General features: G+C 54.8%; 18 protein-coding genes and 1 pseudogene. 13 read left to right on the forward strand and 6 right to left on the reverse strand.

Annotated elements, in window-relative coordinates:
• From GOV53_RS14380 to GOV53_RS21600, 3 genes and pseudogenes are all read right to left on the reverse strand, one after another.
• Positions 1–600, reverse strand: coding sequence for a glycine-rich domain-containing protein (locus GOV53_RS14380; protein WP_170467715.1), 600 nt, complete (start codon positions 598–600; stop codon positions 1–3).
• Between the two features lie 217 nt (positions 601–817).
• A complete protein-coding gene (locus tag GOV53_RS14385; RefSeq protein ID WP_437436797.1) occupies positions 818–1,774 on the reverse strand; it encodes an ROK family protein in 957 nt (318 codons plus the stop codon).
• A gap of 57 nt (positions 1,775–1,831) precedes the next feature.
• Positions 1,832–2,029 (reverse strand): annotated as a pseudogene (locus tag GOV53_RS21600) (winged helix-turn-helix domain-containing protein); the annotation flags it as partial.
• A gap of 175 nt (positions 2,030–2,204) precedes the next feature.
• On the opposite strand from GOV53_RS21600, the gene GOV53_RS14390 reads away from it, so the two are divergent.
• The 7 genes from GOV53_RS14390 to GOV53_RS14420 all read left to right on the forward strand — a co-directional run bounded on the left by GOV53_RS14390 (position 2,205) and on the right by GOV53_RS14420 (position 9,737).
• The gene (locus GOV53_RS14390) at positions 2,205–3,224 is read left to right on the forward strand and encodes a sugar ABC transporter substrate-binding protein (protein WP_170429667.1); all 1,020 of its coding nucleotides are present in this window, start codon (positions 2,205–2,207) and stop codon (positions 3,222–3,224) included.
• 116 nt (positions 3,225–3,340) lie between these two features.
• On the forward strand, positions 3,341–4,411 hold the full coding sequence (locus GOV53_RS14395) for an ABC transporter permease (protein WP_170429653.1): 1,071 nt from the start codon (positions 3,341–3,343) through the stop codon (positions 4,409–4,411).
• Positions 4,411–5,193: an ATP-binding cassette domain-containing protein gene (locus GOV53_RS14400; protein WP_170467719.1), complete on the forward strand. Its 783-nt coding sequence runs from the start codon at positions 4,411–4,413 to the stop codon at positions 5,191–5,193. The genes GOV53_RS14395 and GOV53_RS14400 overlap by 1 nt, the downstream gene beginning before the upstream one ends.
• The gene (locus GOV53_RS14405; RefSeq protein ID WP_217361256.1) at positions 5,190–5,861 is read left to right on the forward strand and encodes a hypothetical protein; all 672 of its coding nucleotides are present in this window, start codon (positions 5,190–5,192) and stop codon (positions 5,859–5,861) included. Before GOV53_RS14400 ends, GOV53_RS14405 begins: the two co-directional genes overlap by 4 nt.
• A 170-nt stretch (positions 5,862–6,031) precedes the next feature.
• Complete coding sequence (gene xylB / locus GOV53_RS14410; RefSeq protein ID WP_170467721.1) at positions 6,032–7,489, forward strand: xylulokinase; 1,458 nt, start codon at positions 6,032–6,034, stop codon at positions 7,487–7,489.
• Between the two features lie 9 nt (positions 7,490–7,498).
• Positions 7,499–8,434 (forward strand): aldose epimerase family protein, encoded by a 936-nt coding sequence (locus GOV53_RS14415; RefSeq protein WP_170467723.1) that lies wholly within the window; start codon positions 7,499–7,501, stop codon positions 8,432–8,434.
• A 1-nt stretch (position 8,435) separates the two neighbouring features.
• Entirely contained in the window at positions 8,436–9,737 is a 1,302-nt protein-coding gene (locus GOV53_RS14420; protein WP_170467725.1) for a cytochrome-c peroxidase, read from the forward strand.
• On the opposite strand, the gene GOV53_RS14425 is transcribed toward GOV53_RS14420, so the two are convergent.
• Both GOV53_RS14425 and GOV53_RS14430 read right to left on the reverse strand, forming a co-directional pair.
• A complete protein-coding gene (locus GOV53_RS14425) occupies positions 9,738–11,249 on the reverse strand; it encodes a CRTAC1 family protein (protein WP_170467727.1) in 1,512 nt (503 codons plus the stop codon).
• The gene (locus tag GOV53_RS14430; RefSeq protein ID WP_170467729.1) at positions 11,239–12,456 is read right to left on the reverse strand and encodes an ROK family transcriptional regulator; all 1,218 of its coding nucleotides are present in this window, start codon (positions 12,454–12,456) and stop codon (positions 11,239–11,241) included. The genes GOV53_RS14425 and GOV53_RS14430 overlap by 11 nt, the downstream gene beginning before the upstream one ends.
• 151 nt (positions 12,457–12,607) lie before the next feature.
• Here GOV53_RS14430 and xylF point away from each other — a divergent pair, with 151 nt between their 5' ends.
• From xylF to xylA, 4 genes are all read left to right on the forward strand, one after another.
• On the forward strand, positions 12,608–13,627 hold the full coding sequence (gene xylF, locus GOV53_RS14435; protein WP_170467731.1) for a D-xylose ABC transporter substrate-binding protein: 1,020 nt from the start codon (positions 12,608–12,610) through the stop codon (positions 13,625–13,627).
• A gap of 63 nt (positions 13,628–13,690) precedes the next feature.
• Positions 13,691–14,989 carry a sugar ABC transporter permease gene (locus GOV53_RS14440; protein ID WP_170467733.1) on the forward strand — a complete coding sequence of 433 codons (1,299 nt, stop codon included), beginning with the start codon at positions 13,691–13,693 and terminating at the stop codon, positions 14,987–14,989.
• Positions 14,989–15,792 carry an ATP-binding cassette domain-containing protein gene (locus tag GOV53_RS14445; RefSeq protein WP_170467735.1) on the forward strand — a complete coding sequence of 268 codons (804 nt, stop codon included), beginning with the start codon at positions 14,989–14,991 and terminating at the stop codon, positions 15,790–15,792. The genes GOV53_RS14440 and GOV53_RS14445 overlap by 1 nt, the downstream gene beginning before the upstream one ends.
• A gap of 9 nt (positions 15,793–15,801) precedes the next feature.
• Entirely contained in the window at positions 15,802–17,109 is a 1,308-nt protein-coding gene (gene xylA / locus GOV53_RS14450) for a xylose isomerase (protein WP_170467737.1), read from the forward strand.
• A gap of 393 nt (positions 17,110–17,502) precedes the next feature.
• Here the strand turns inward: xylA and GOV53_RS14455 are convergent, their stop codons facing one another.
• The gene (locus GOV53_RS14455; RefSeq protein WP_170467739.1) at positions 17,503–18,429 is read right to left on the reverse strand and encodes a LysR family transcriptional regulator; all 927 of its coding nucleotides are present in this window, start codon (positions 18,427–18,429) and stop codon (positions 17,503–17,505) included.
• Between the two features lie 104 nt (positions 18,430–18,533).
• Between GOV53_RS14455 and GOV53_RS14460 the strand changes: the two genes are divergently transcribed.
• Both GOV53_RS14460 and GOV53_RS14465 read left to right on the forward strand, forming a co-directional pair.
• Positions 18,534–19,595: a maleylacetate reductase gene (locus GOV53_RS14460; RefSeq protein ID WP_170467741.1), complete on the forward strand. Its 1,062-nt coding sequence runs from the start codon at positions 18,534–18,536 to the stop codon at positions 19,593–19,595.
• Positions 19,596–19,620: 25 nt separating this feature from the next.
• A complete protein-coding gene (locus GOV53_RS14465; RefSeq protein WP_170467743.1) occupies positions 19,621–20,895 on the forward strand; it encodes an ABC transporter substrate-binding protein in 1,275 nt (424 codons plus the stop codon).
• The last annotated feature ends 15 nt before the right edge of the window (positions 20,896–20,910 follow it).

The raw sequence follows: 20,910 nt of genomic DNA on the forward strand, positions 1-20,910 counted from the left end.
TCAATCGCCACACCCGCCGCCATCTCCTGAGCCACAATCACCGGCATCGTCGTCGGCGAAGGGATCGTTGCATTCAAAAATCAGTGTCAGCTCACCCTTCGTGGACAGGCTATTGAGTGTGATCGCAAAAACGAAGAGCGGTACGCTCAACCAGAGCATTCCAAACAATAGATCACCACTCTGGGCGATGGCGGTGGCGCCGACGCAAATGAACACCGACAAGAAGACCAGTAATATGAAAGTTCCAACTCTGTCTTTTTGCTTCCAAATTCCTTTTGGAGGCGTTCCAAACAGGTCCCGGTACGCTTTGACGGTGGCTTTGTAGTCATCCAGATGCTGAGGACCTTGGCTGCCAGGGTTGTGGTGAACCGGTTTGCCCAGCTTTTTACAGAAGACGTCCCAATAGTCGCGACTGTGCTGCAAGTGTAAATGCCAAACCAAGTCGACCGCCTTTGAGGGGACGTTGCGCTCTGGTCTAGTAGCGCAAAGGTACATGAATTTTATAAATTCGGCGATTGCCACTGTTGCAGTGTCGTGAGAGATGCGGTTTTCGACCATTAGTTGCTTGATGAATGGCGTGCCTGCAGCATCATCAGGCATTTTGTGTGTCTTGATCAGCTCCCATAGCTGAGTATTGAGAGAGGTCGTCGGAGCCTCCTATGTTTTTTCTCGTTTGTACTTTTTGGCTAGCTGATAAATATGACAGGTTTGTGACAGGTGCCGAAACCTGCATTTGTTCATGCAGGACAGAGTCCAAGCCGGTGAAAGCCAAAGGAACAGAGGGACGGGGGCACTGGGATTTCAATCGGCCCTGCCTCTACATCCCGGAAAGCCCAGCATTGGTGTTCAAAAGAAACTGGCGGAAGATTGGGCTGCTGGCCGCCCCAATGCCACGGGCGTTTTCCCCTACCGCTGCGGCCTCTACAACCGGAGGAATCAGCCCGCGCTTGTCTTGGTTGGCAAGGTATCGACGAACCCGTGAAACCAGCTCTTCGCGGACCTTCGGTGGAAAAGCACCATCAATGAAAATCGCCTCGAAGTCGATGACAGCACAAATCGAAAGCGCAGCCTTGGCCAATTCCTGCGCTGTGGTGCCGATCCAAGGCTCAACGTAGCGTGAGATGTTGTCCCAATTCTGAGGTTTCTTCCAAAGTATTTCCGGATCGACACCCGCTTCGATCAGCCGGTCCTCAAGCAAAAACAGCGAGGCTGTGTCGATCAATTGTTGGCTTTCACCCAAAGGACCCGTTGTCCGCATTGCGCCTAACGCGCCTGCATTGCCTTGATTGCCTTCAAACACGGTGCCGTTCAAAGCGACACCACCGCCGATCATCGAGCCGATGAAAAAATAGAAGTAATCCCGATACTCAGCCCCGCGGCCATATAGGTGCTCCGCATGACAGGCTGCCGTTGCGTCGTTAACCACAAAAACCGGCAAGTCGCTGAACTTGGCGACCTCGGAGAAGAAATTCACGTTTTTCCATGACCTGAATTTCCTGGCGGCGAGCCCGGACAGATCATGCCATTTCCAAAGCTCGAACGGGGTGCCGATCCCGATACCGCATACGCGGTCGCGAAGACGTTGAGGTTCGCGAGAGAGAAGTGTTTGCAGGCCAGACTCCAGAAACCCGAAAATGACCTCTGGCAACGGATAGTCGTATGTCGTGGACAGCTGGTGGCGCGGGTTGCCCTTAAAGTCGATCAAAAGCAGATCGGCGCTGCGCCGCCCGATCTTCATCCCAACTGAAAGGATGCCTTCCGGATTGAGCTCCATAGGGACTGAGGGCTTACCTACTTTTCCGCGCAAAGGGGTTCCGCGTTTGAGAATCTCGTCCTTTTCCAGCTTGCGAAGAATAATTGAGACCGTCTGAGGAGACAGGCCCGTTAGTCGCGCGACATCTGCACCCGCGGCAGGGCCATGCCTTTGTAAAACCGTCAAAATCAAACGTTCGTTGTGATCGCGAACCCCGCTTTGACTTACCCCGCCAGTCAGTGTTTTTAGCGCTTCTCTTTCCATAAGCCTGAACATAAACCCCTTGTTTTCTTATGAAAAGATGCCGAAACAAATTAATAAATAAACTTTATTTATTTATTGACACGAAGGCTAGAATCGCGGTTTGCTTGAACGCAACCTGCATTGGAGGATGGAGGTGGGTCTCGCAGTCATGCCACGCGGGACAACAACAACTTTCTGGGAGGACAACATGAGAAATCTACTCAAGCTTGCCGCATCAGCGACTGTACTCACACTCGCTGCTGCATCTGCTCAAGCGGCCGGGGAGACGGTTTGCCTGATCACAAAGACAGACACCAATCCATTCTTTGTTAAGATGAAAGAAGGCGCCACAGCCAAAGCTGAAGAGCTTGGCATGACACTAAAGGCCTTCGCGGGTAAGATCGACGGCGACCACGAAACCCAGGTTCAGGCCATCGAAACCTGTATCCTTGATGGGGCAAAGGGAATTCTGCTAACGGCGTCTGACACCAGTTCTATTGTCCCTGCAGTTCAGCAGGCGCGGGACGCCGGCCTGCTGGTAATTGCCTTGGACACACCGCTAAGCCCGATTGACTCCGCCGACGCAACCTTTGCCACAGATAACTACAAGGCAGGCCTGTTGATTGGCCAATGGGCAAAGGCAAAAATGGGTGACGCGGCAGCGGACGCCAAAATCGCGACGCTTGACCTGAACGTCAGTCAGCCAACAGTAGACGTTCTACGTAATCAGGGCTTCCTCGACGGTTTCGGAGTGGACCTAGCGGATCCAAATGTTATCGGCGATGAGACCGATGCCCGACTGGTTGGCAGTGACGTGACCGACGGCAACGAAGAAGGCGGGCGCCGCGCCATGGAGAACCTTCTGGCAAAAGACTCGACGATCAATGTGGTTCACACAATCAACGAGCCGGCAGCAGCAGGTGCGTATGAAGCCTTGAAATCGATTGGGCGCGAAAACGATGTGCTGATCGTCTCGGTCGATGGCGGCTGCCCCGGCGTGCAAAATGTACAGGCCGGTGTAATAGGGGCGACAAGCCAGCAATACCCACTGTTGATGGCCTCGCTTGGTGTTGAGGCTGTAAAGAAATGGGCCGAAGAGGGCGTTAAGCCTGAAAATACACCAGGCAAAGACTTCTACGATACCGGTGTAGCGCTCATCACGGACCAGCCTGTTGATGGGGTGGAATCAATTTCAGTCGCCGAAGGCTTGGAACTCTGCTGGGGCTAACGCAGACTTAACGGATGAGGCGCGCACGCGCGCCCCATCATTCCTTTCACCAGTAAACCGAAACTTCCTGTACTCTGATCTCGTGGGTGCAATGCCAGTCGCGAAAAGGGGGAGATATGTCTGAAGCAAATCAGGGCGCTCAGGGATTTGAAACCGCCGCAAATAAATCGGAAACCGTGGCGGAGTTCGAAGATCATCGGCGCGGCGTACTAGGGAAGTTACAGCACCTTCTCCACGTGAACCCGTCCTTTGTCCCGCTTATCGTGCTGGTCGGTGCAATCGTAATATTTGGCCTGCTTCTGGGCTCCAAATTCTTCTCACCCTTTGCAATGACATTGATCCTTCAGCAGGTTCAGATTGTTGGGATTGTGGCCGCAGCGCAAAGCCTGGTCATACTGACCGCTGGTATCGATCTGAGCGTCGGTGCGATTATGGTGTTTTCGTCCGTCATCATGGGGCAGTTTACATTCAGATACGGCATCCCAGTGCCCATTGCTGTGATGTGCGGACTTGCGATGGGAACCCTGATCGGGGCCATCAACGGTTGGCTGGTCAGCCGCGTCAAGCTACCCCCGTTCATCGTCACGCTCGGGATGTGGCAGATCGTTCTGGCGACTAACTTCCTCTATTCTGCGAACGAGACCATTCGCAGTCAGGACATAGAAGCAAACGCCCCTTTCCTTCAGTTCTTCGGGACTAAATTCGCGATCGGTGGTGCAACGTTTACCGTGGGCGTGATCTTTATGCTCGTCCTGATCGCCGTGCTGGCCTATGCGCTGAAACACACAGCTTGGGGACGGCATGTCTATGCCGTGGGTGACGACCCAGAGGCCGCTGAGCTGTCTGGTGTAAACGTCCATAGGACACTTATGTCCGTCTACATGTTGTCCGGCCTGATCTGCGCCTTTGCGGGGTGGGCGCTGATAGGACGCATCGGATCGGTCTCGCCGACATCTGGCCAATTGGCAAACATTGAGAGCATTACTGCTGTTGTGATCGGCGGCATCTCTCTGTTCGGCGGTCGGGGGTCCATTTTGGGATCGTTATTCGGAGCATTGATTGTCGGCGTATTTACCCTTGGCCTGAGACTGCTGGGCGCGGACGCTCAGTGGACCTTCCTTCTTATCGGGCTTCTCATCATCGCAGCGGTCGCAGTCGACCAGTGGATCAGAAAGGTATCGGGCTAATGTCGGACACAACTCCAGTCGTCCAAGGCCGCGGGATCGTGAAGCGCTATGGCCACGTCACCGCCATCGACCATTCCGACTTTGAACTGCTACAGGGTGAGATTCTGGCGGTCATAGGGGACAACGGCGCGGGCAAGTCTTCGATCGTCAAAGCAATCTGTGGCGCCACAATCCCAGATGAGGGCGAGATTCTAATCGAAGGGAAGAAGGTTAACTTCACCTCTCCGATCGACGCCCGGAACATGGGGATTGAGATCGTCTACCAGCAGCTCGCCATGTCGCCTGCACTGTCCATCGCAGACAACATGTTCATGGGGCGTGAGATCCGCAAACAAGGCTTTATGGGCAAGTACCTGCGTCAACTCGATCGGCCCGCAATGGAAAAGTTCGCGCGTGAAAAGCTAACTGAGCTTGGCTTGATGACCGTGCAGTCGATCAATCAGGCGGTGGAGACGTTGTCTGGCGGCCAACGTCAGGGCGTAGCCGTTGCGCGGGCAGCCGCCTTTGCAACCAAGTTCATCATCATGGACGAGCCGACAGCCGCTTTGGGGGTCAAGGAAAGCCGCAAGGTGCTAGAGCTTATTCAAGACGTTCGGGCGCGTGGCATTCCGATCATCCTAATAAGCCATAACATGCCGCATGTGTTTGAGGTCGCGGATCGCATCCATGTACACCGGCTCGGAAAACGGCTCTGCACGATCGACCCCAAGGACTATACGATGTCCGACGCTGTGGCCTTCATGACCGGAGCAAAGGAACCTCCAAAAGAGGACGCCGCGTGATCGAGCAGGACGTCATACGCGTTTGCGATCTGATTTCCTCCCGAAGACAGGTTGGGGCCCGCGCGATAATGGCCATCGCTGGCCCCCCTGCGTCCGGCAAATCGACTCTGGCAAAAGCCGTTGTGCAATCGCTAAACGCAAATCAGAGTTCGGTTGTTCCGTTGGCGACGCTGGTTCCGATGGACGGCTACCATTTGGACAATCGCGTGCTCGAAGCGCGAGGGTTGTTGGCAAGAAAAGGCGCGCCAGGGACATTCGATGGCGTTGGGTTTTGCAAAGCAATCAAAGCGCTGCGGTCTGCACAACATGAGGCCTTTCACCCCAAGTTCGACCGTCAGTTGGACTTGGCAATTGCAAACGCCATTCCTGTTCACCCAGAAACTCCAACCGTCGTCGTCGAGGGAAACTATCTTCTTATGGATTGTGACCCCTGGAGATCGTTGGCGGATGTCTACACTGCAACGGTTTTTGTCAGCCCCACTTTGGAGGAGCTTGAAAGTAGGCTGCAACAGCGTTGGATCGCCCATGGATTTGACCCAAAAGCCGCGCTGCATCGTGCAAAGACGAACGATCTGCCCAATGCAGAACTCGTCATCAATGGAAGTAGGAAAGCCGACCTGACTTTGAAACAGAATTACACCGAATTTGGGATGCGTTACGCGTTCTGAATCTGTGCAGTAGATTCAGCGGTTCCATTATGATGTCTCTGGGCCAGCCAGCTCACAAGCCTCTGAACGGTCTACGCTGGCGATTGCAGGTCCGTTCGATGATGGAGCCTTGACAAAATCTCGACTTCAAATAATTTTAACGACTAAAATATTTAGGTTGGTGGCGCTGTATGTATCTTGGTTTGGATTTGGGAACGTCAGGTCTCCGAGGGATTTTGGTTGATCACACAGGCCTAGTTATTGCAGATGACGAGGCCGTTATTCCCACCTCGACGCCCAAGCCCGGCTGGTCCGAGCAGAACCCCTTGGATTGGATTAACGCTTGCGAAGAAGTTGTCGGAAGGCTTCGCGATGGCAACAAGCAAGCATTCTCGAAATTGCGGGGCATTGGCCTTAGCGGGCACATGCATGGCGCAACACTTCTGGACCATAGTGGAGATGTACTAAGGCCCTGCATTCTTTGGAATGATACGCGATCAGCCAATGAGGCAAGGGTGCTGGACCAGATGCCAGAAATGCGGGACATATCCGGAAATATCGTGTTTCCGGGATTCACTGCGCCAAAGCTCGAGTGGTTGCGCGCACATGAACCGGATGTCTTCTCAAGGGTGGCCAAAGTGTTGCTACCCAAGGATTATCTGCGGTTCCGGTTAACCGGAGAGTATGTGTCTGACATGTCAGACAGCGCGGGGACGTCCTGGCTGGATGTTAATGCGCGGCAGTGGTCCGAAATGGCGCTTGCCAAGGGGCACATGCGGTTAGAACAGATGCCGCGCTTGGTTGAAGGCAGTGAACCGGGCGGAGAATTGAAGGCCCGTTTGCGGCAGGAGTGGGGGATTTCGAATGCCGTCGTTGTGGCAGGTGGCGCTGGCGACAATGCTGCTTCTGCCTGCGGGATCGGGAGCATCAATGATGGTGCCGGGTTTGTTTCCCTAGGGACGTCCGGCGTGTTGCTGGTTGCGCGGGAAGTGTATGCTCCTGACCCGGAAACTGCCGTTCATTGTTTTTGTCATGCGGTCCAGGATAGGTGGATCCAAATGGGCGTCATGCTTTCAGCAACGAACAGCCTAAACTGGCTTGCTGGTAACTTGGGAGAACCCGTCGAAAGTCTTGCTGCTGCTATGCCTAGGGAATTGAAGGGACCTTCTTCGATCACGTTCCTCCCGTACCTCTCAGGAGAGAGGACACCGCACAACGATAGCCAGATCCAAGGCGCGTTTTTAGGCTTGGATATTTCGTCTGAAACAGCAGACCTGACCCAGTCGGTAATGGATGGTGTTTCTTTCGGATTGCGGGATTGCTTAGAGGCGCTCAAGAGCACTGGCACCCAGCCAGATAGCCTTATGGCGGTCGGGGGCGGCGCGCGATCTCGGTTCTGGCTGGAAACCTTGGCTACCGTGTTGCAAGTTCCACTGGATTTGCCGCAAGGTAGCGAATTTGGTGCCGCCATGGGTGCCGCGCGCCTCGCGATCTGTGCGGCCAACGATGTAGAGCCCGCCGATATCATGACCCCGCCGGAAATCCAGGAACGCATCGAACCTCGTATCGACCTAATTGACGCGTACGAGAACGAATACAATCGATATCGGCAATTCTATGAGGCGCTTGCGCCATTTGCAGCGAGATGATGCCTGGAAATGGAAAAGCCCCGTCAAATTGAAACGGCCATCCTTACCGACGGTGATATGAGTCTTTCGGTTCTAAACTACGGGGCTATTACACAAGGCTGGTGGTTCAAAGATACTCCGCTCATCCTAGGGTTTGACGACCCGGGCGCCTACCTCTCGGATACTCGCTACTTGGGCGCAATTGTCGGGCGCGTTGCGAACCGGATTGGCGGCGCGAGGTTTGACTTGGGGGGCGAGAGTTTTGATCTGAGCGTGAACGAAGGCAAAAGCACTCTGCATGGTGGTAAGGAGGGGCTTTCCAAGCAATTCTGGGATCTCGAACAGCGGACTCGGAGCGAGGTTGTGCTGCGCTATGTATCGAGCGACGGAGAAAGCGGCTTTTCCGGAGATATAAGGTTTGAGGTCAGAGTTTGCCTACAGTTTCCACGCTTGGCCTATTCGATAACTGCACAACCTGACCGGCCCACGCCAATAAGCATTGCGCAACACAACTACTACACTTTGGGTGCAAAAGACGGCGTGGACGAGCACAAGCTAAAGCTTGCTTCAAATCGATATCTGGAAATCGACGGTCAGGGTATACCGTCGGGCAGTGTGCTTGCTGCCATTGAAAACGGGTTGGGTTTCTCTACGCCCAAAACGATTGGAAGTGAGTCGAATGGGATTGATCACTATTTCTGCTTTGATCAGGATCGCGACCTGAAAGCTCCAATTGCGGAATTCACTTCACCCTCTGGCCTTGTGCTGACGGTATACTCTGACCAACCCGGAGCGCAGGTTTATTCGGGCTATAAGATGACAACTCCGCCTCACGCTTCACGCGGTGTGTGCATCGAACCATCGGGTTACCCAAACGCGCCGAATATCTCTTCGTTTCCGTCAATCATCTACACCCCGGAGAACCCGTATCGGCAGGAACTTACCCTAGAGCTGTCTGGGGGATAACATGAAAGTGGGTTCGGTTTTCCTGACTATTGGCCTGATAATCTCAAGTGCGAGTAGCACACATGCCCAATCGCTTGGTCCTCTGCCGGAGTTCCTCGAACCTGACTTTGAAAGTGTCGAGCTGGGGCAGTTGCTGTTTTATGATCCAATATTGTCCGGCAACAAAAACACCAGTTGCGCGACCTGCCATCATCCCAAGCTTGGGACATCTGACAGTCTTTCCCTAGGTGTCGGGGAAGGAGGAATTGGGTTGGGTCCAGAGCGGACACTGGACCCAGAGAACACTCCGGAGCAACGAATTCCTCGAAACTCACCAGGGCTATGGAACCTTGGAGCTACCGAGTTCACGACTTTTTTTCATGATGGGCGGCTTGAGGCAGATGCAACGCAACCAGACGGGTTCAGAACCCCGTTGGGTACTAATATGCGATCCGGTTTCAAGTCTGCCCTGGCTGCACAAGCCATGTTCCCGGTTTTGTCGCCGGACGAAATGGCGGGTCATTATTCAGAGAATGACGTGAGCGAAGCGGTTCGCCTGGGATTTCTGACACAGCAAGGCGGTGCGTGGGATCTGATTGCAGAACGCGTTGCGGCCATCCCGGAGTACGAGCAGAGATTTAGGGAATTAGCGCCGGATGATGGAATTACGTTCACGGCAATTGCAAATGTAATCGCTGACTTTATCGCGTTCGAGTGGCGCGCGGATAACAGTCCGTTCGATCGCGCGATGCGAGGTGAGGCTGAACTGTCAGAAGAGGCAGAAATTGGGATGGGCTTGTTCTACGGAAAGGCCGGCTGCGGTAACTGTCATTCGGGCTGGTTTCAGACGGATCACAAATTTCATTCGATCGCACTGCCTCAGATCGGTCCGGGAAAGGCGGCGCGATTTGAAAACCATGTCAGGGACGATGGGCGCCTTCGCGTAACCGGCGATCCCGAAGACGCGTTTGCTTTTCGTACGCCATCGCTGCGCAACGTGACCCTGACCGCCCCATACGGACACAACGGAGCCTTTGCTGAACTTGAGGATATTGTACGCCACCATCTGGACCCGGTTGCATCGTTGCGAAACTACTCGATCGAGATGGCCAACTTGCCGGACTTCCCCGGCTCTGAAGATCAAAGGGCAATGTCGGATAATCAGCACGTGGATGCGATTGCCCAAAGCAACAGCTTGTTGAAAGTAAGTCTGACGGATCAGGAAATTGACGCTCTTCTCAGCTTTCTAAAAAGCCTTGAGGACCCGGCACAGCGGCTGGGTGTGCCTGACCATGTTCCTAGCGGGCTGCCGGTCGACAAGTAATCAACGTCTAACTCGGATGATTTGGTTTGAGGGGTATTCCCGCCACTCGCTTTTTTCTCCATTCGGCCAGATCATGCGAACCTTAGCCTTGTCTTCCTTACCGAGCCCAAAATGATGAAACCCAGCGATACCACCTGCGTGGCCACCGCCAACTGTAAGCTCGCGGGTCTGACTGCCTTGCGAGGTTTTAACTTCAACAAACCCACCAATTGCTGCGCGATTGGGTCGATCCTGAGCGACATCCAGCAATAGCCAATTTCGATCTGGTGAAATATTTTGGCTAACTTCGAGTTCAGAGCCTCGATTGACGACGACAAGATCCAACTGACCGTCATTGTTTAAGTCGGCAAGGGCCGCGCCGCGTGATTTAGCCATCGAAGCAACGCCGGCATCTGCCGCGGTTTCCACGAAGTGGCCATCGGAGTTCTGCAAAAGCAGGTTGTTAGGATCGTTCAGGGCGGCGTCGGGCATCTGTTCAACGTTGCCCTTGGCCACGAATATGTCGTCCCGGCCGTCATTGTTCACGTCGCCAAACTGCGCGTGCCACCCGGTTGAGGGCCTTCCGTCACCTCCAATGTGCGGCCTATGTGCGGTCGTACCCTTTTCGTAAGTTGCATCGCGCCAGGTCGGGCCGCCAGATTCCGGGTCGAAAACCTGCAGTTTTTGGTCACCCATAGAGGTCAGGTAAACCTCGGGAAACCCATCCCCCGTCAGGTCACGCGAGGCTATCCCCATTCCCCAGATCGAAAAAGGCAGCCAGCCTTCGACTTCTGTATATTGTCGGGGCTCTGGCTCCATCGCCCACAACTGTTCCTGACCGCCACGGACATAATAATGACGGTCATTGCTCACGCGCAGATCCGCGCGGCCCGTTCGGGCCCAATCTGAAAACAGTATCGAAAGCGAACAATAGCCGGGCTCAAGGTACAAAGGTTCACGGTAGGAACCGCTTTCGGGGCGATAAAGAATGGTCGGGCCGCAGGTCTCGAAAGGTCCTTCGGGATCGAAACGATCAACATAGGTGCCGAACGCCAATGTCGGTAAGATTTGCCCGCTTTCCCATGTTGCTGAGAAACCTGTGGTCCAGTGATCCTCTGCGTGAAAGCCGAGTTCAGTGAACGGGCTGAATTGGCAGTCGGGTTGGCCCTGAAGAAGCAGGTCTGGGCCAACACGCAAAATAGCCAGATCCATTATGCCGTCGCTATCAATATCAAGAGGGTAGGCGCCGGTCACACCGGTCAGCGATAAGCTTTCAGGCGTTTCTGCCTGAAATGATACCTGTTCCCCGGAGGTGTTTTTGAACAGTTGAGACAGGTTCGATCCGCCTGCCACAAAGAAATCTTGGAGGCTGTCCCCATTACAATCGAAAACGGCGACGCCTCCGCCAACAAAATGCTCCCATTCGCCATCATAGACATGTTTCGGTACATCGATGTTTTTAAACCGAGGAATATCGGTGTCCGCGTGCGCAACAGTGGCAAAAGTCACCAGTATCGCAAGCTCAGGACGCATTCGCAGCTAGTTCCCTGACCTTGAGGATCGAGATCTGTTCGATCCCATATGCAGCCGCACCTTTGGCCCACATCGTGTCGCCCCAATGATGAATTCTGATCTCGGGTAAGGGCGCATCCACCTTCACGACCCCATTTCGAATACGTTCCATTACTTCGTCGGAACACAGATGTTCAAAACTCATTTGTGCCCCGGACACGATAATACACTCAGGGTCATAGAGATTGATCAGGTTGGATATCCCCAGTCCGAACATCTGGCCTGCGCGGGCAAGTACCGAAGACGCGCGGTCGTCACCTGATTTGGCGCGGTCATGTATGTCGGAAACAGAGGCCATTCTATTGATCTGCCCTGAGACTGTCATCTCACGGATCAAGGCATAGTCGCCTACATAGGCCTCAAGACACCCGCGTTGACCACATTGGCAAAGGGCGCCATCAAGTTGAACTTTGGTGTGCCCGAATTCTGCGCCGCAGCCTCGTTCTCCTCGATAAAGTTTGCCATCCAAAACGATGCCGAGGCCAACCCCGTGTTCGATCGTCACGACGAGAAAATTCTTTAGCCCTTTTCCCAAGCCAAAAAGCTGTTCAGCTTTGGCAACAAGATTGGCGTCGTTGTCGACAAATGCGGGGCAGGGAAGCTCATTTGAAAGCAATTGGCTGAAGTCAACGTTGCTGTCTTTGATCGAAGAGGACCAGTGAACAAAATTCCTGTTTGCATCAACCAGTCCGGCGACCCCGATCGAAACGCCCGCTAAGCAAGCGATGGACCGGTCGATCTGATTGCATGTTTCCTTAAGGGCATTGCGGATCGCCAACACAAACTCTTGCGGCGACATTCTGGGGTTTTCCAGAGTGAATTTATGAGACGCGATTTCGTTACCTTCGAAGTCAAGCAGTATAACCGAGATCACTTGCCGCGCCACTTTGAGACCGGCCACAAGGTGCCGCTGTCCGTCCAATTGGAGCAATACTCTGGGTCTGCCTCTCTTGGCCGACTTGGACTGTGCTTGGCTTTCAGTCTCTTTGATCAGCCCGGCAGAGATCAGATCAGCCGTAGCGGCCGTGACAGTCGCGGGGCTGGTTTGCAACGCTGTTGCGATATCGATCCGCGAGACGGCCCCTTTAGCTCTGATGTGCTCCAAAACCCGCAAGCGGGTCGTGTTTCTTTGTTCCAAAGAAACCGGAGAGGCTTTGCTTTTCAGCATCTTGTCCTCGCGAATCTTTCTGTTGGCTCAATCTATTTGTATTTGAGTGCGTCTTATAGAGTAAATATTTTACCGACTGAAATAAATATGATATTCACAATTGTGAGGGCCACGAATCGAAATGCGATGGCTCGGCAAATGGGAGGAAATCATGAAAAGAATTCTCAGCTTTTCGGTTGTGGCCACTTTGTTGGCTTCGACCGCATTCGCAGAGCCAGTGGTCGGCGTAAGCTGGTCGAACTTTCAGGAAGAGCGTTGGAAAACGGATGAGGCGGCCATCAAGTCTGCACTTGAAGCTGGGGGTGCCGAATACATTTCGGCGGACGCACAGTCGTCATCGGCAAAGCAGCTATCGGACATTGAAAGCCTGATCGCCCAAGGCGTGGACGCGCTTATTATTCTGGCGCAAGACGCACAGGCCATCGGACCAGCGGTTCAGGCCGCGGCAGACGAAGGTATCCCCGTGATTGCCTATGACCGCCTGATCGAAGACGACCGTGCGTTTTACCTGACCTTCGACAATGTGGAAGTCGGCAGAATGCAGGCCCGCGCCGTTTTTGAGGCCATGCCGAAGGGCAACTATGTCATGATCAAAGGCTCTCCCACGGACCCGAACGCCGACTTCCTGCGGGGCGGTCAGCAAGAGATCATCGGAGCTGCCGTTGACAGCGGTGACATCGTAATCGTTGGCGAAGCCTATACTGATGGCTGGCTGCCTGCGAACGCTCAGCGTAACATGGAACAGATCCTGACCGCTAATGAGAACAAAGTGGATGCGGTCGTTGCGTCAAATGACGGTACTGCAGGTGGGGTTGTTGCGGCGCTAACCGCGCAGGGCATGGAAGGCATTCCAGTGTCCGGACAGGATGGAGACCATGCAGCGTTGAACCGCGTTGCGCTAGGCACTCAGACAGTTTCGGTCTGGAAAGACGCGCGTGAGCTTGGCAAGGCAGCTGGCGAAATCGCGGTTGCGTTGAGCGGCGGCACAAGCCCTGCAGAAGTCGAAGGTGCGGTCAGCTGGACGTCGCCCGGTGGCACCGAGATGAACTCGGTCTTCCTTGCACCTGTGCCGATCACCAAGGACAACCTGTCTGTTGTTGTAGACGCTGGATGGATCCCATTGGAGGATCTGTGCCAGGGCGTTGAAAACGGACCTGCGCCTTGTAACTAAACCACTCAGCCCTGGGCCCTTTAGTCCGGGCCTGGGGCAAATGCTGAATATGAAAGATCGGAAATGACCGAAACTTCGTCTCAGCCGATACCAGAAAAAGCTAAACCCAGCCTGTTCCAGCAACTGGAATTGGATATGCGGCTTTTGGGAATGATCGGCGCGTTTGTCATCCTTTGCATCGGGTTCAACATCGTCACCGACGGCCGGTTTCTGACCCCCCGCAACCTGTTCAACTTGTCCATCCAGACGGTTTCAGTTGCCATCATGGCGTGCGGGATGGTGTTCATCATCGTAACGCGGCATATCGACCTGTCGGTCGGAGCGCTTCTGGCGACGACTTCGGCGGTCATGGCGATGACGCAAACCGATCTGCTTCCGCATATGCTGGGGATGGGTCTCAACAATCCAGCGACGTGGGCGATCACCTTAGTTGTCGGGCTTTTCGCAGGCACACTGATTGGGGCATTTCACGGTTGGTTGGTCGGTTACCTAACAATCCCGGCTTTCATCGTGACGCTAGGCGGGTTCTTGGTTTGGCGAAACGTGGCGTGGTACTTGACCAGCGGTCAGACGATTGGGCCTTTGGACAGTACGTTCCTGATGTTTGGCGGGACCAACGGGACACTTGGGACCACGGCAAGTTGGCTGTTTGGATTGTTCGCCACCGCGATCGCCATCTGGGCATTGTGGAGTGGACGGCGCGCAAAAGCGGCGCATGGTTTTCCTGTAAAACCGGTTTGGGCCGAGACCACCTTGGCCGGGATCATCGCAATTGCCATTCTCGGCTATGTCTACATCGTAAACAGCTACGCAATTCCAACGCGCCGGCTGCAACGCATGTTCGAAGCGCGCGGCGAAACGATGCCCGAAGGGCTGGTCGTTGGGTACGGCATACCGATTTCGGTTCTCATCCTGATCATCGTGGCGGTTACCCTGACAATCGTGGCGCGAAAAACCCGGTTCGGCCGCTACATCTTTGCCACCGGAGGTAACCCGGATGCGGCAGAGCTGTCTGGCATCAACACGCGCCTGCTGACGGTGAAGATTTTTGCGTTGATGGGCTTTCTGTGCGCCGTGTCCGCAGTGGTCGCATCGGCGCGGCTGGCGAACCATTCAAACGATATTGGTACGCTGGATGAACTACGGGTCATCGCGGCAGCTGTGATTGGTGGAACAGCTTTGTCCGGCGGCATTGGCACTATCTACGGCGCGATCCTTGGTGCGTTGATCATGCAAGCCCTTCAATCAGGAATGGCCATGGTTGGCGTGGACGCGCCGTTTCAGAACATCGTCGTCGGCAGCGTTCTTGTGCTCGCCGTCTATATCGACATCGTCTACCGCAAGCGACTGGGGGCAAAGTGATGCAAGCTCAACATACGCAGAAAACACCCTCCAATTCGGGACGCGGTTCCGGCGCTCCGCCTTTGGTCGAGATGCGCGATATCTCGATTTCCTTTGGCGGGATCAAGGCCGTCGACCATGTGTCGGTCGATCTCTATCCGGGCGAAGTCGTTGGCTTGTTGGGACATAACGGGGCCGGAAAGTCCACGTTGATCAAGGTATTGTCCGGCGCCTACCAAATGGATCACGGCGAGATTTTGATCGATGGCAAACCCGTCGAGATTGGAAACCCTCGGGACGCACGGGCGAACAATATAGAAACGATCTACCAGACGCTCGCGTTGGCCGACAATCTGGATGCAACGTCGAACCTTTTTCTGGGGCGCGAGATGACGACGCCGTTTGGGTTGGTCAATGACGCCGCGATGGAGGCCGAGTGCCGCAAGATCATGGCGCAGCTCAACCCAAACTTTCAAAAGTTCAGTGATCCGGTTTCCGCCTTGTCGGGCGGTCAAAGACAGTCTGTGGCGATTGCTCGAGCAGTCTACTTCAACGCGCGCATTCTGATTATGGATGAGCCGACAGCGGCGCTGGGCCCGCATGAAACGCAGATGGTGGCGGATTTGATTCATCAGCTCAAAGCACAAGGCATCGGGATATTCCTGATCGATCACGACGTGCACGCCGTCATGGAACTGTGCGACCGTGCTTCGGTCATGAAGAACGGGAAACTGGTTGGCACAGTCGATATCGCTGACGTCACAGACGACGATCTTTTGTCGATGATCATCCTTGGCAAGCAGCCAGCGAAGAAAACAGAATAGGGGGCGGAAATGCCAAGCGGATTTTTTGAAGGGATCGAGAAGATCCGGTTTGAAGGCGTGGACAGCACGAACCCGCTGGCCTTCCGTCACTACAACCCGGACGAAGTGGTTTTGGGTAAACGCATGGAAGACCATTTGCGGTTTGCGGTTGCCTGGTGGCACTCGTTCGCTTGGGAAGGTGGTGATCCTTTTGGAGGACCAACTTTCGAACGTCCATGGCACCCTCAAGATGATATGGGTCGGGCGCGTATGAAAGCGGATATTGCGTTCGAAATGTTCGAGATTTTGGGTCAGCCATATTTTTGCTGGCACGACGTCGACATCCGGCCTGAACAAGGCAACTTTGCGGATAACCTGAGAACTCTCGAAGAGATCACCGACTATATCGGTAAAAAGATGACGGTCTCGGGCACCAGGTTGCTTTGGGGAACGGCCAACATGTTCAGTCATCGCCGTTGGATGGCTGGTGCCAGCACCAACCCGGACCCCGACGTTTTCGCCTATGCAGCAGCGACGGTGAAATCGTGCATAGACGCGACCCACAAACTGGGTGGCGAAAACTATGTGCTTTGGGGCGGCCGGGAAGGGTACGAAACCCTACTGAATACCGACATGAAAACTGAGCTGGATCATATGGGCCGGTTCCTGAACATGGTTGTGGAATACAAACACAAGATTGGGTTCAAAGGCACAATCCTCGTGGAACCTAAACCTCAGGAGCCGTCCAAACATCAATACGACTATGATGCAGCTACGTGCATCGGGTTCCTGCGGAAGTATGGATTGGAGAATGAGGTTAGACTGAACCTCGAGCAGGGACACGCAATTCTTGCCGGACATAGCTTTGAGCATGAAATTGCGGTCGCTGCTGCGGAAGGGATGTTGGGATCGGTAGATATGAACCGAAACGACTATCAATCCGGCTGGGACACGGACCAATTCCCGAACAACACTCCGGAGGTTGCATTAGCCTACTACTACATTCTCAAGGCTGGCGGCTTTACCACCGGCGGCACAAATTTCGACGCTAAAATACGACGTCAGTCAATAGACGCGGCAGATCTTGTAGCGGCGCATATTGGCGGTATGGATGTTTGCGCCCGAGGTTTGAAAGCTGCGGCTGCAATGATTGAGGACGGCGGTCTGGAACGCGCGCTTTCGGAACGGTACTCAGGTTGGGATACTCCTCAAGCAAAGTCTTTGTTGGACAGCAATCTGGATGATATCTCCGCTCGTGTTTTACGGGAGGGACTAAACCCCGTGCCATGTTCTGGACGTCAGGAAATACTCGAGAACTACGTGAACCGGTTTGTGTGACCACCTCCTCAGGTGTTGTTGTTTTTCGTCAAAAGTCGCGCTGTGTGACAGGACGCAGCCAGGGGTGAAGAAATGGCGGGCAATTCCGCAAAATGCCTTAAGTCAATGACTAAACTTGAGTTTCGCGGCTATGTGCAAGTAGACTTCTGTTCATCCAGCGGTTTTGATTGCAGCCCGCCATCGCTTGGCCGCATCTCAGGAAGTTCATACTTTCGTTGTGCACTGAGTACAGGTCGTCATTGATGGTCCAAACCTGTTGCACGAGTATTCCCTGAACTATGCTTGTCGGGTTCGAGAACTTGGCTGATCTAGTGCGGTTTGAAGGCCGGTCTACACATGGTATCAACGCGCAAACTGGAATGTCGCACCAGTTTTCTCCGATTGAAGCGCTGTTCAAGCGTCGCAAATCAATCGATCAAGCATTTCAAACTTCCGTTCGATGAACTCAAGAAGCCGGTGTGTTGAAGCTGACATGTGACGCCCACTTAGCGTGATGCAGCCCAAATGACGGTCAGGATCGCCTATTTTGATCGGTAGTGCCGTCAGCGTCTTCTGCCGTTGCATCATGAAGACCACTGAAAAAGGCAGAACGGTCAAAGAATCCGAGCCTGTCAACACGTTCACAACCGCACTCAGCGACCCGCCGGTGAAACTGATCTTTAGGTCGCGAACCCCGATGCCGTCCAGTGTATTGCGCAAGTCGCGGAAAAGCGGGCTGTTCGCGGGCGGTGCAATCCAGGAATAGTCGGTGATATCTTCAAGCTTTACCGTTTTCTTTCGTGCCAGTGGGTGTCCGGCCCGGCAGGCAATAACATTGCGGCCGGGTAAGATTTGGCGAAACTCGAATTCGTCGGCAACGTCTGCGGGGCGAATGGGCAGAATTGCGACATCCAAAGCTTCACCTGAAATCTTGGACAAAAGTTCGCTCGGGTATCCATAGGACTGATCGATCCGGATGTTTGGGTGCTCGGTCTGGAATTCAGCAATTACGCTCGAAATAACTCCGTCCATAAAGATCGGTGTCCCGGCAACTCGGATCGCACCCGCAAGACCCTGGCGGTATTCATCAACCAAGCGACTGGCCTGCCGACCGGCATCCAGAATCCTCTGACCTTCCTGCGCAAGGGCAAGGCCCAACTCGGTCGGTTGCAAAGGTCGGCGGGTTGGCTGGAACAGAGGTTCGCCCACCCGATCTTCGAGCAGAGAGACGCTTCTGGAAACACTCGGCTGGGATTTGCCAAGTAAAACAGCGCCTTCGCTTAGGCCGCCGGCTTGAACGATCGCGGCAAGAATCTCCAGATGTCTCGGATCCAATTTCATAACGTAAAGTTATATTGGTTGCAGAAAATTCGATCAAGAACGCATTCCTGCCCTGCTAGCGTTTCCTTCAATCCGCATATTCATGCATTCGAGGAACGCGCCCCATGGCCCCCAGCATCACAAGCATCAACGGTCAAAAAGTTCGGTTTGGTCAGGGCTTGCGGAATGACATCTGTGCTGAGTTGTCCGGGCTGGGGTCGGCAAAAGCCCTGGTGCTGTCGACACCTCAGCAAGTCGATATGGCAATGGAACTGGCGACCACGATCGGGGATCGCGCGGCAGGCGTCTTTACACGGGCAACAATGCACACGCCGGTCGATGTGACCGAAGAGGCTGTAGAACACGCTCAGTCAGTTCTGGCGGACAGCATCGTATCCATCGGCGGCGGTTCAACGATTGGTCTGGGTAAAGCGATTGCCCAACGCACCGGACTGCCGCAGATCGCTGTTCCGACCACTTACGCCGGCAGCGAAGCGACCCCGATACTGGGACAGACGGAAGACGGGATAAAGACCACCCTTACGGACCCAAAGGTTTTGCCGCGGGTTATATTATATGACCCTGAACTCGTTGCGTCCTTGCCGCCCGCGATGACCGTTACAAGCGCGTTGAACGCAATGGCTCATGCGGCCGAGGCCCTGTACGCAAAGGATCGCACAGAACAGACCACGGAACTTGCGGTCGATGGGCTGAAGGCTTTCGCTATCGGCTTGCCAAAAGTCATAGAACAGCCGGGCGACCTGACCGCACGCGCTGAAACACAGCAAGGTGCGTGGGCATGCGGTACGGTGCTTGGCCTGGTCGGAATGGCGCTGCATCACAAGCTTTGTCACACGCTGGGCGGCTCTTTCGATCTGCCGCATGCCGAAACCCATGCAATCGTTCTGCCCCATGCCATCTCTTTCAACGCACAAGAAGTGCCCGAATTGCTTGCGCCCATCTCAAGCATTCTGGGCGGTACCAGTCCCGGTCAGGCGCTTTGGGATTTTGCCAGGAAAATGGGCGCACCGACGGCATTGAAAGATCTGGGGCTTGCTGAGGCCGACCTGGATCGCGCCACCGAAATCGCACTGAAAAACCCGTATTGGAATCCGCGGCCAGTCGCTGCCGACGGGTTGCGGGCGCTGTTGCAAAACGCTTGGGCGGGTAACGCCCCGAGCGATTGAGTTCACCGTGTCAAGGGAGGGACACATGATCACACGACGTAAACTGCTGCAATCCAGCGCTGCCACCGGCCTTGGATTGGCCGCCGGTGCCCTTGCCGCACCTGCCATCGCACAAGGCGCAAAGATCAAGCTGGGTTATGTTAGCCCGCAATCGGGACCTCTGGCCGCATTTTCCGAGGCGGACAAGTACATCCTGGACAACTTCGCCGCGTCCGAAGCCGGCGCGAATTTTGAGGTCATCGTCAAGGACAGCCAGTCGAACCCCAACCGTGCCGCGGACGTCGCGGGAGAGTTGATCGTGGACGACGAAGTCGACCTGATGCTGGTCGCCTCAACCCCCGAAACGACGAACCCGGTTGCCGCCACCTGTGAGGCGGAAGAGATGCCATGCATTTCGACCGTTGCCCCTTGGCAGCCATGGTTCATCGGTCAACAGGGCAACCCCGGTGATCCTGCAAGTTGGGAGCCGTTTTACTACGCCTATCACTTCTTCTGGGGCCTCGAGGATGTGATCTCGGTCTTCACCGCGATGTGGGGTCAGTTGGACACCAACAAACAGGTTGGCGGCTTGTTCCCGAATGATGGTGACGGCAACGCGTGGGGCGATCCGAATGTCGGCTTCCCTCCGGTCTTGTCCGAGTTGGGTTACACCCTGACGGATCCGGGACGATACCAGAACCTGACCGATGATTTCTCGGCCCAGATCAACGCGTTCCGGCAGGCGAATGTCGAAATTGTAACCGGCGTTCCGATTCCGCCTGATTTCACCACGTTCTGGAGCCAGGCCAAACAGCAGGGCTTTACACCCAAGGCGGCGAGCATCGGTAAAGCGATCCTGTTCCCGCAAGCGGTCGAAGCTTTGGGCAATGCGGGCAACAACCTGAGTTCCGAGGTCTGGTGGTCTCCGACGCATCCGTTCTCGTCATCGCTGACTGGTGCAAGCTCGGCTGAATTGGCGCAAGGATACACGGCAGCCACCAGCCGTCAGTGGACTCAACCCATCGGCTTCGTGCACGCGTTGTTCGAAATGGCCGCCAACGTCATGGGCCGGGTCGATGACGCGGGTGACGGAGATGCCGTAGCCGAAGCCATTGCCGCCACGCAGTTGGATTCGATCGTGGGCCGGATCGCCTTTGACGGTGCGGGCTTGCCGCCATTCGCCGCGCAGAACGTAGCAAAAACGCCTTTGGTCGGTGGTCAATGGCGACTGCTCGACAACGGCAGCTATGACCTTGTGATCGTCGACAACTCCTCAGCGCCCGACATCCCAACTGCGGGTGTGATGGAAGAAATCACCTGATCGCAATGAAACCAA

This window comes from Ruegeria arenilitoris, assembly GCF_013035315.1.
Lineage (GTDB): Bacteria > Pseudomonadota > Alphaproteobacteria > Rhodobacterales > Rhodobacteraceae > Ruegeria > Ruegeria arenilitoris_D.

Bases quoted from the DNA above. Each gene is read 5' to 3' on its own strand.
- GOV53_RS14380 (WP_170467715.1), bottom strand. From the start codon at position 600: ATGCCTGATGATGCTGCAGGCACGCCATTCATCAAGCAACTAATGGTC.
- GOV53_RS14385 (WP_437436797.1), bottom strand. From the start codon at position 1,774: ATGGAGCTCAATCCGGAAGGCATCCTTTCAGTTGGGATGAAGATCGGG.
- GOV53_RS14390 (WP_170429667.1), top strand. From the start codon at position 2,205: ATGAGAAATCTACTCAAGCTTGCCGCATCAGCGACTGTACTCACACTC.
- GOV53_RS14395 (WP_170429653.1), top strand. From the start codon at position 3,341: ATGTCTGAAGCAAATCAGGGCGCTCAGGGATTTGAAACCGCCGCAAAT.
- GOV53_RS14400 (WP_170467719.1), top strand. From the start codon at position 4,411: ATGTCGGACACAACTCCAGTCGTCCAAGGCCGCGGGATCGTGAAGCGC.
- xylB (WP_170467721.1), top strand. From the start codon at position 6,032: ATGTATCTTGGTTTGGATTTGGGAACGTCAGGTCTCCGAGGGATTTTG.
- GOV53_RS14415 (WP_170467723.1), top strand. From the start codon at position 7,499: ATGGAAAAGCCCCGTCAAATTGAAACGGCCATCCTTACCGACGGTGAT.
- GOV53_RS14420 (WP_170467725.1), top strand. From the start codon at position 8,436: ATGAAAGTGGGTTCGGTTTTCCTGACTATTGGCCTGATAATCTCAAGT.
- GOV53_RS14425 (WP_170467727.1), bottom strand. From the start codon at position 11,249: ATGCGTCCTGAGCTTGCGATACTGGTGACTTTTGCCACTGTTGCGCAC.
- GOV53_RS14430 (WP_170467729.1), bottom strand. From the start codon at position 12,456: ATGCTGAAAAGCAAAGCCTCTCCGGTTTCTTTGGAACAAAGAAACACG.
- xylF (WP_170467731.1), top strand. From the start codon at position 12,608: ATGAAAAGAATTCTCAGCTTTTCGGTTGTGGCCACTTTGTTGGCTTCG.
- GOV53_RS14440 (WP_170467733.1), top strand. From the start codon at position 13,691: ATGACCGAAACTTCGTCTCAGCCGATACCAGAAAAAGCTAAACCCAGC.
- GOV53_RS14445 (WP_170467735.1), top strand. From the start codon at position 14,989: ATGCAAGCTCAACATACGCAGAAAACACCCTCCAATTCGGGACGCGGT.
- xylA (WP_170467737.1), top strand. From the start codon at position 15,802: ATGCCAAGCGGATTTTTTGAAGGGATCGAGAAGATCCGGTTTGAAGGC.
- GOV53_RS14455 (WP_170467739.1), bottom strand. From the start codon at position 18,429: ATGAAATTGGATCCGAGACATCTGGAGATTCTTGCCGCGATCGTTCAA.
- GOV53_RS14460 (WP_170467741.1), top strand. From the start codon at position 18,534: ATGGCCCCCAGCATCACAAGCATCAACGGTCAAAAAGTTCGGTTTGGT.
- GOV53_RS14465 (WP_170467743.1), top strand. From the start codon at position 19,621: ATGATCACACGACGTAAACTGCTGCAATCCAGCGCTGCCACCGGCCTT.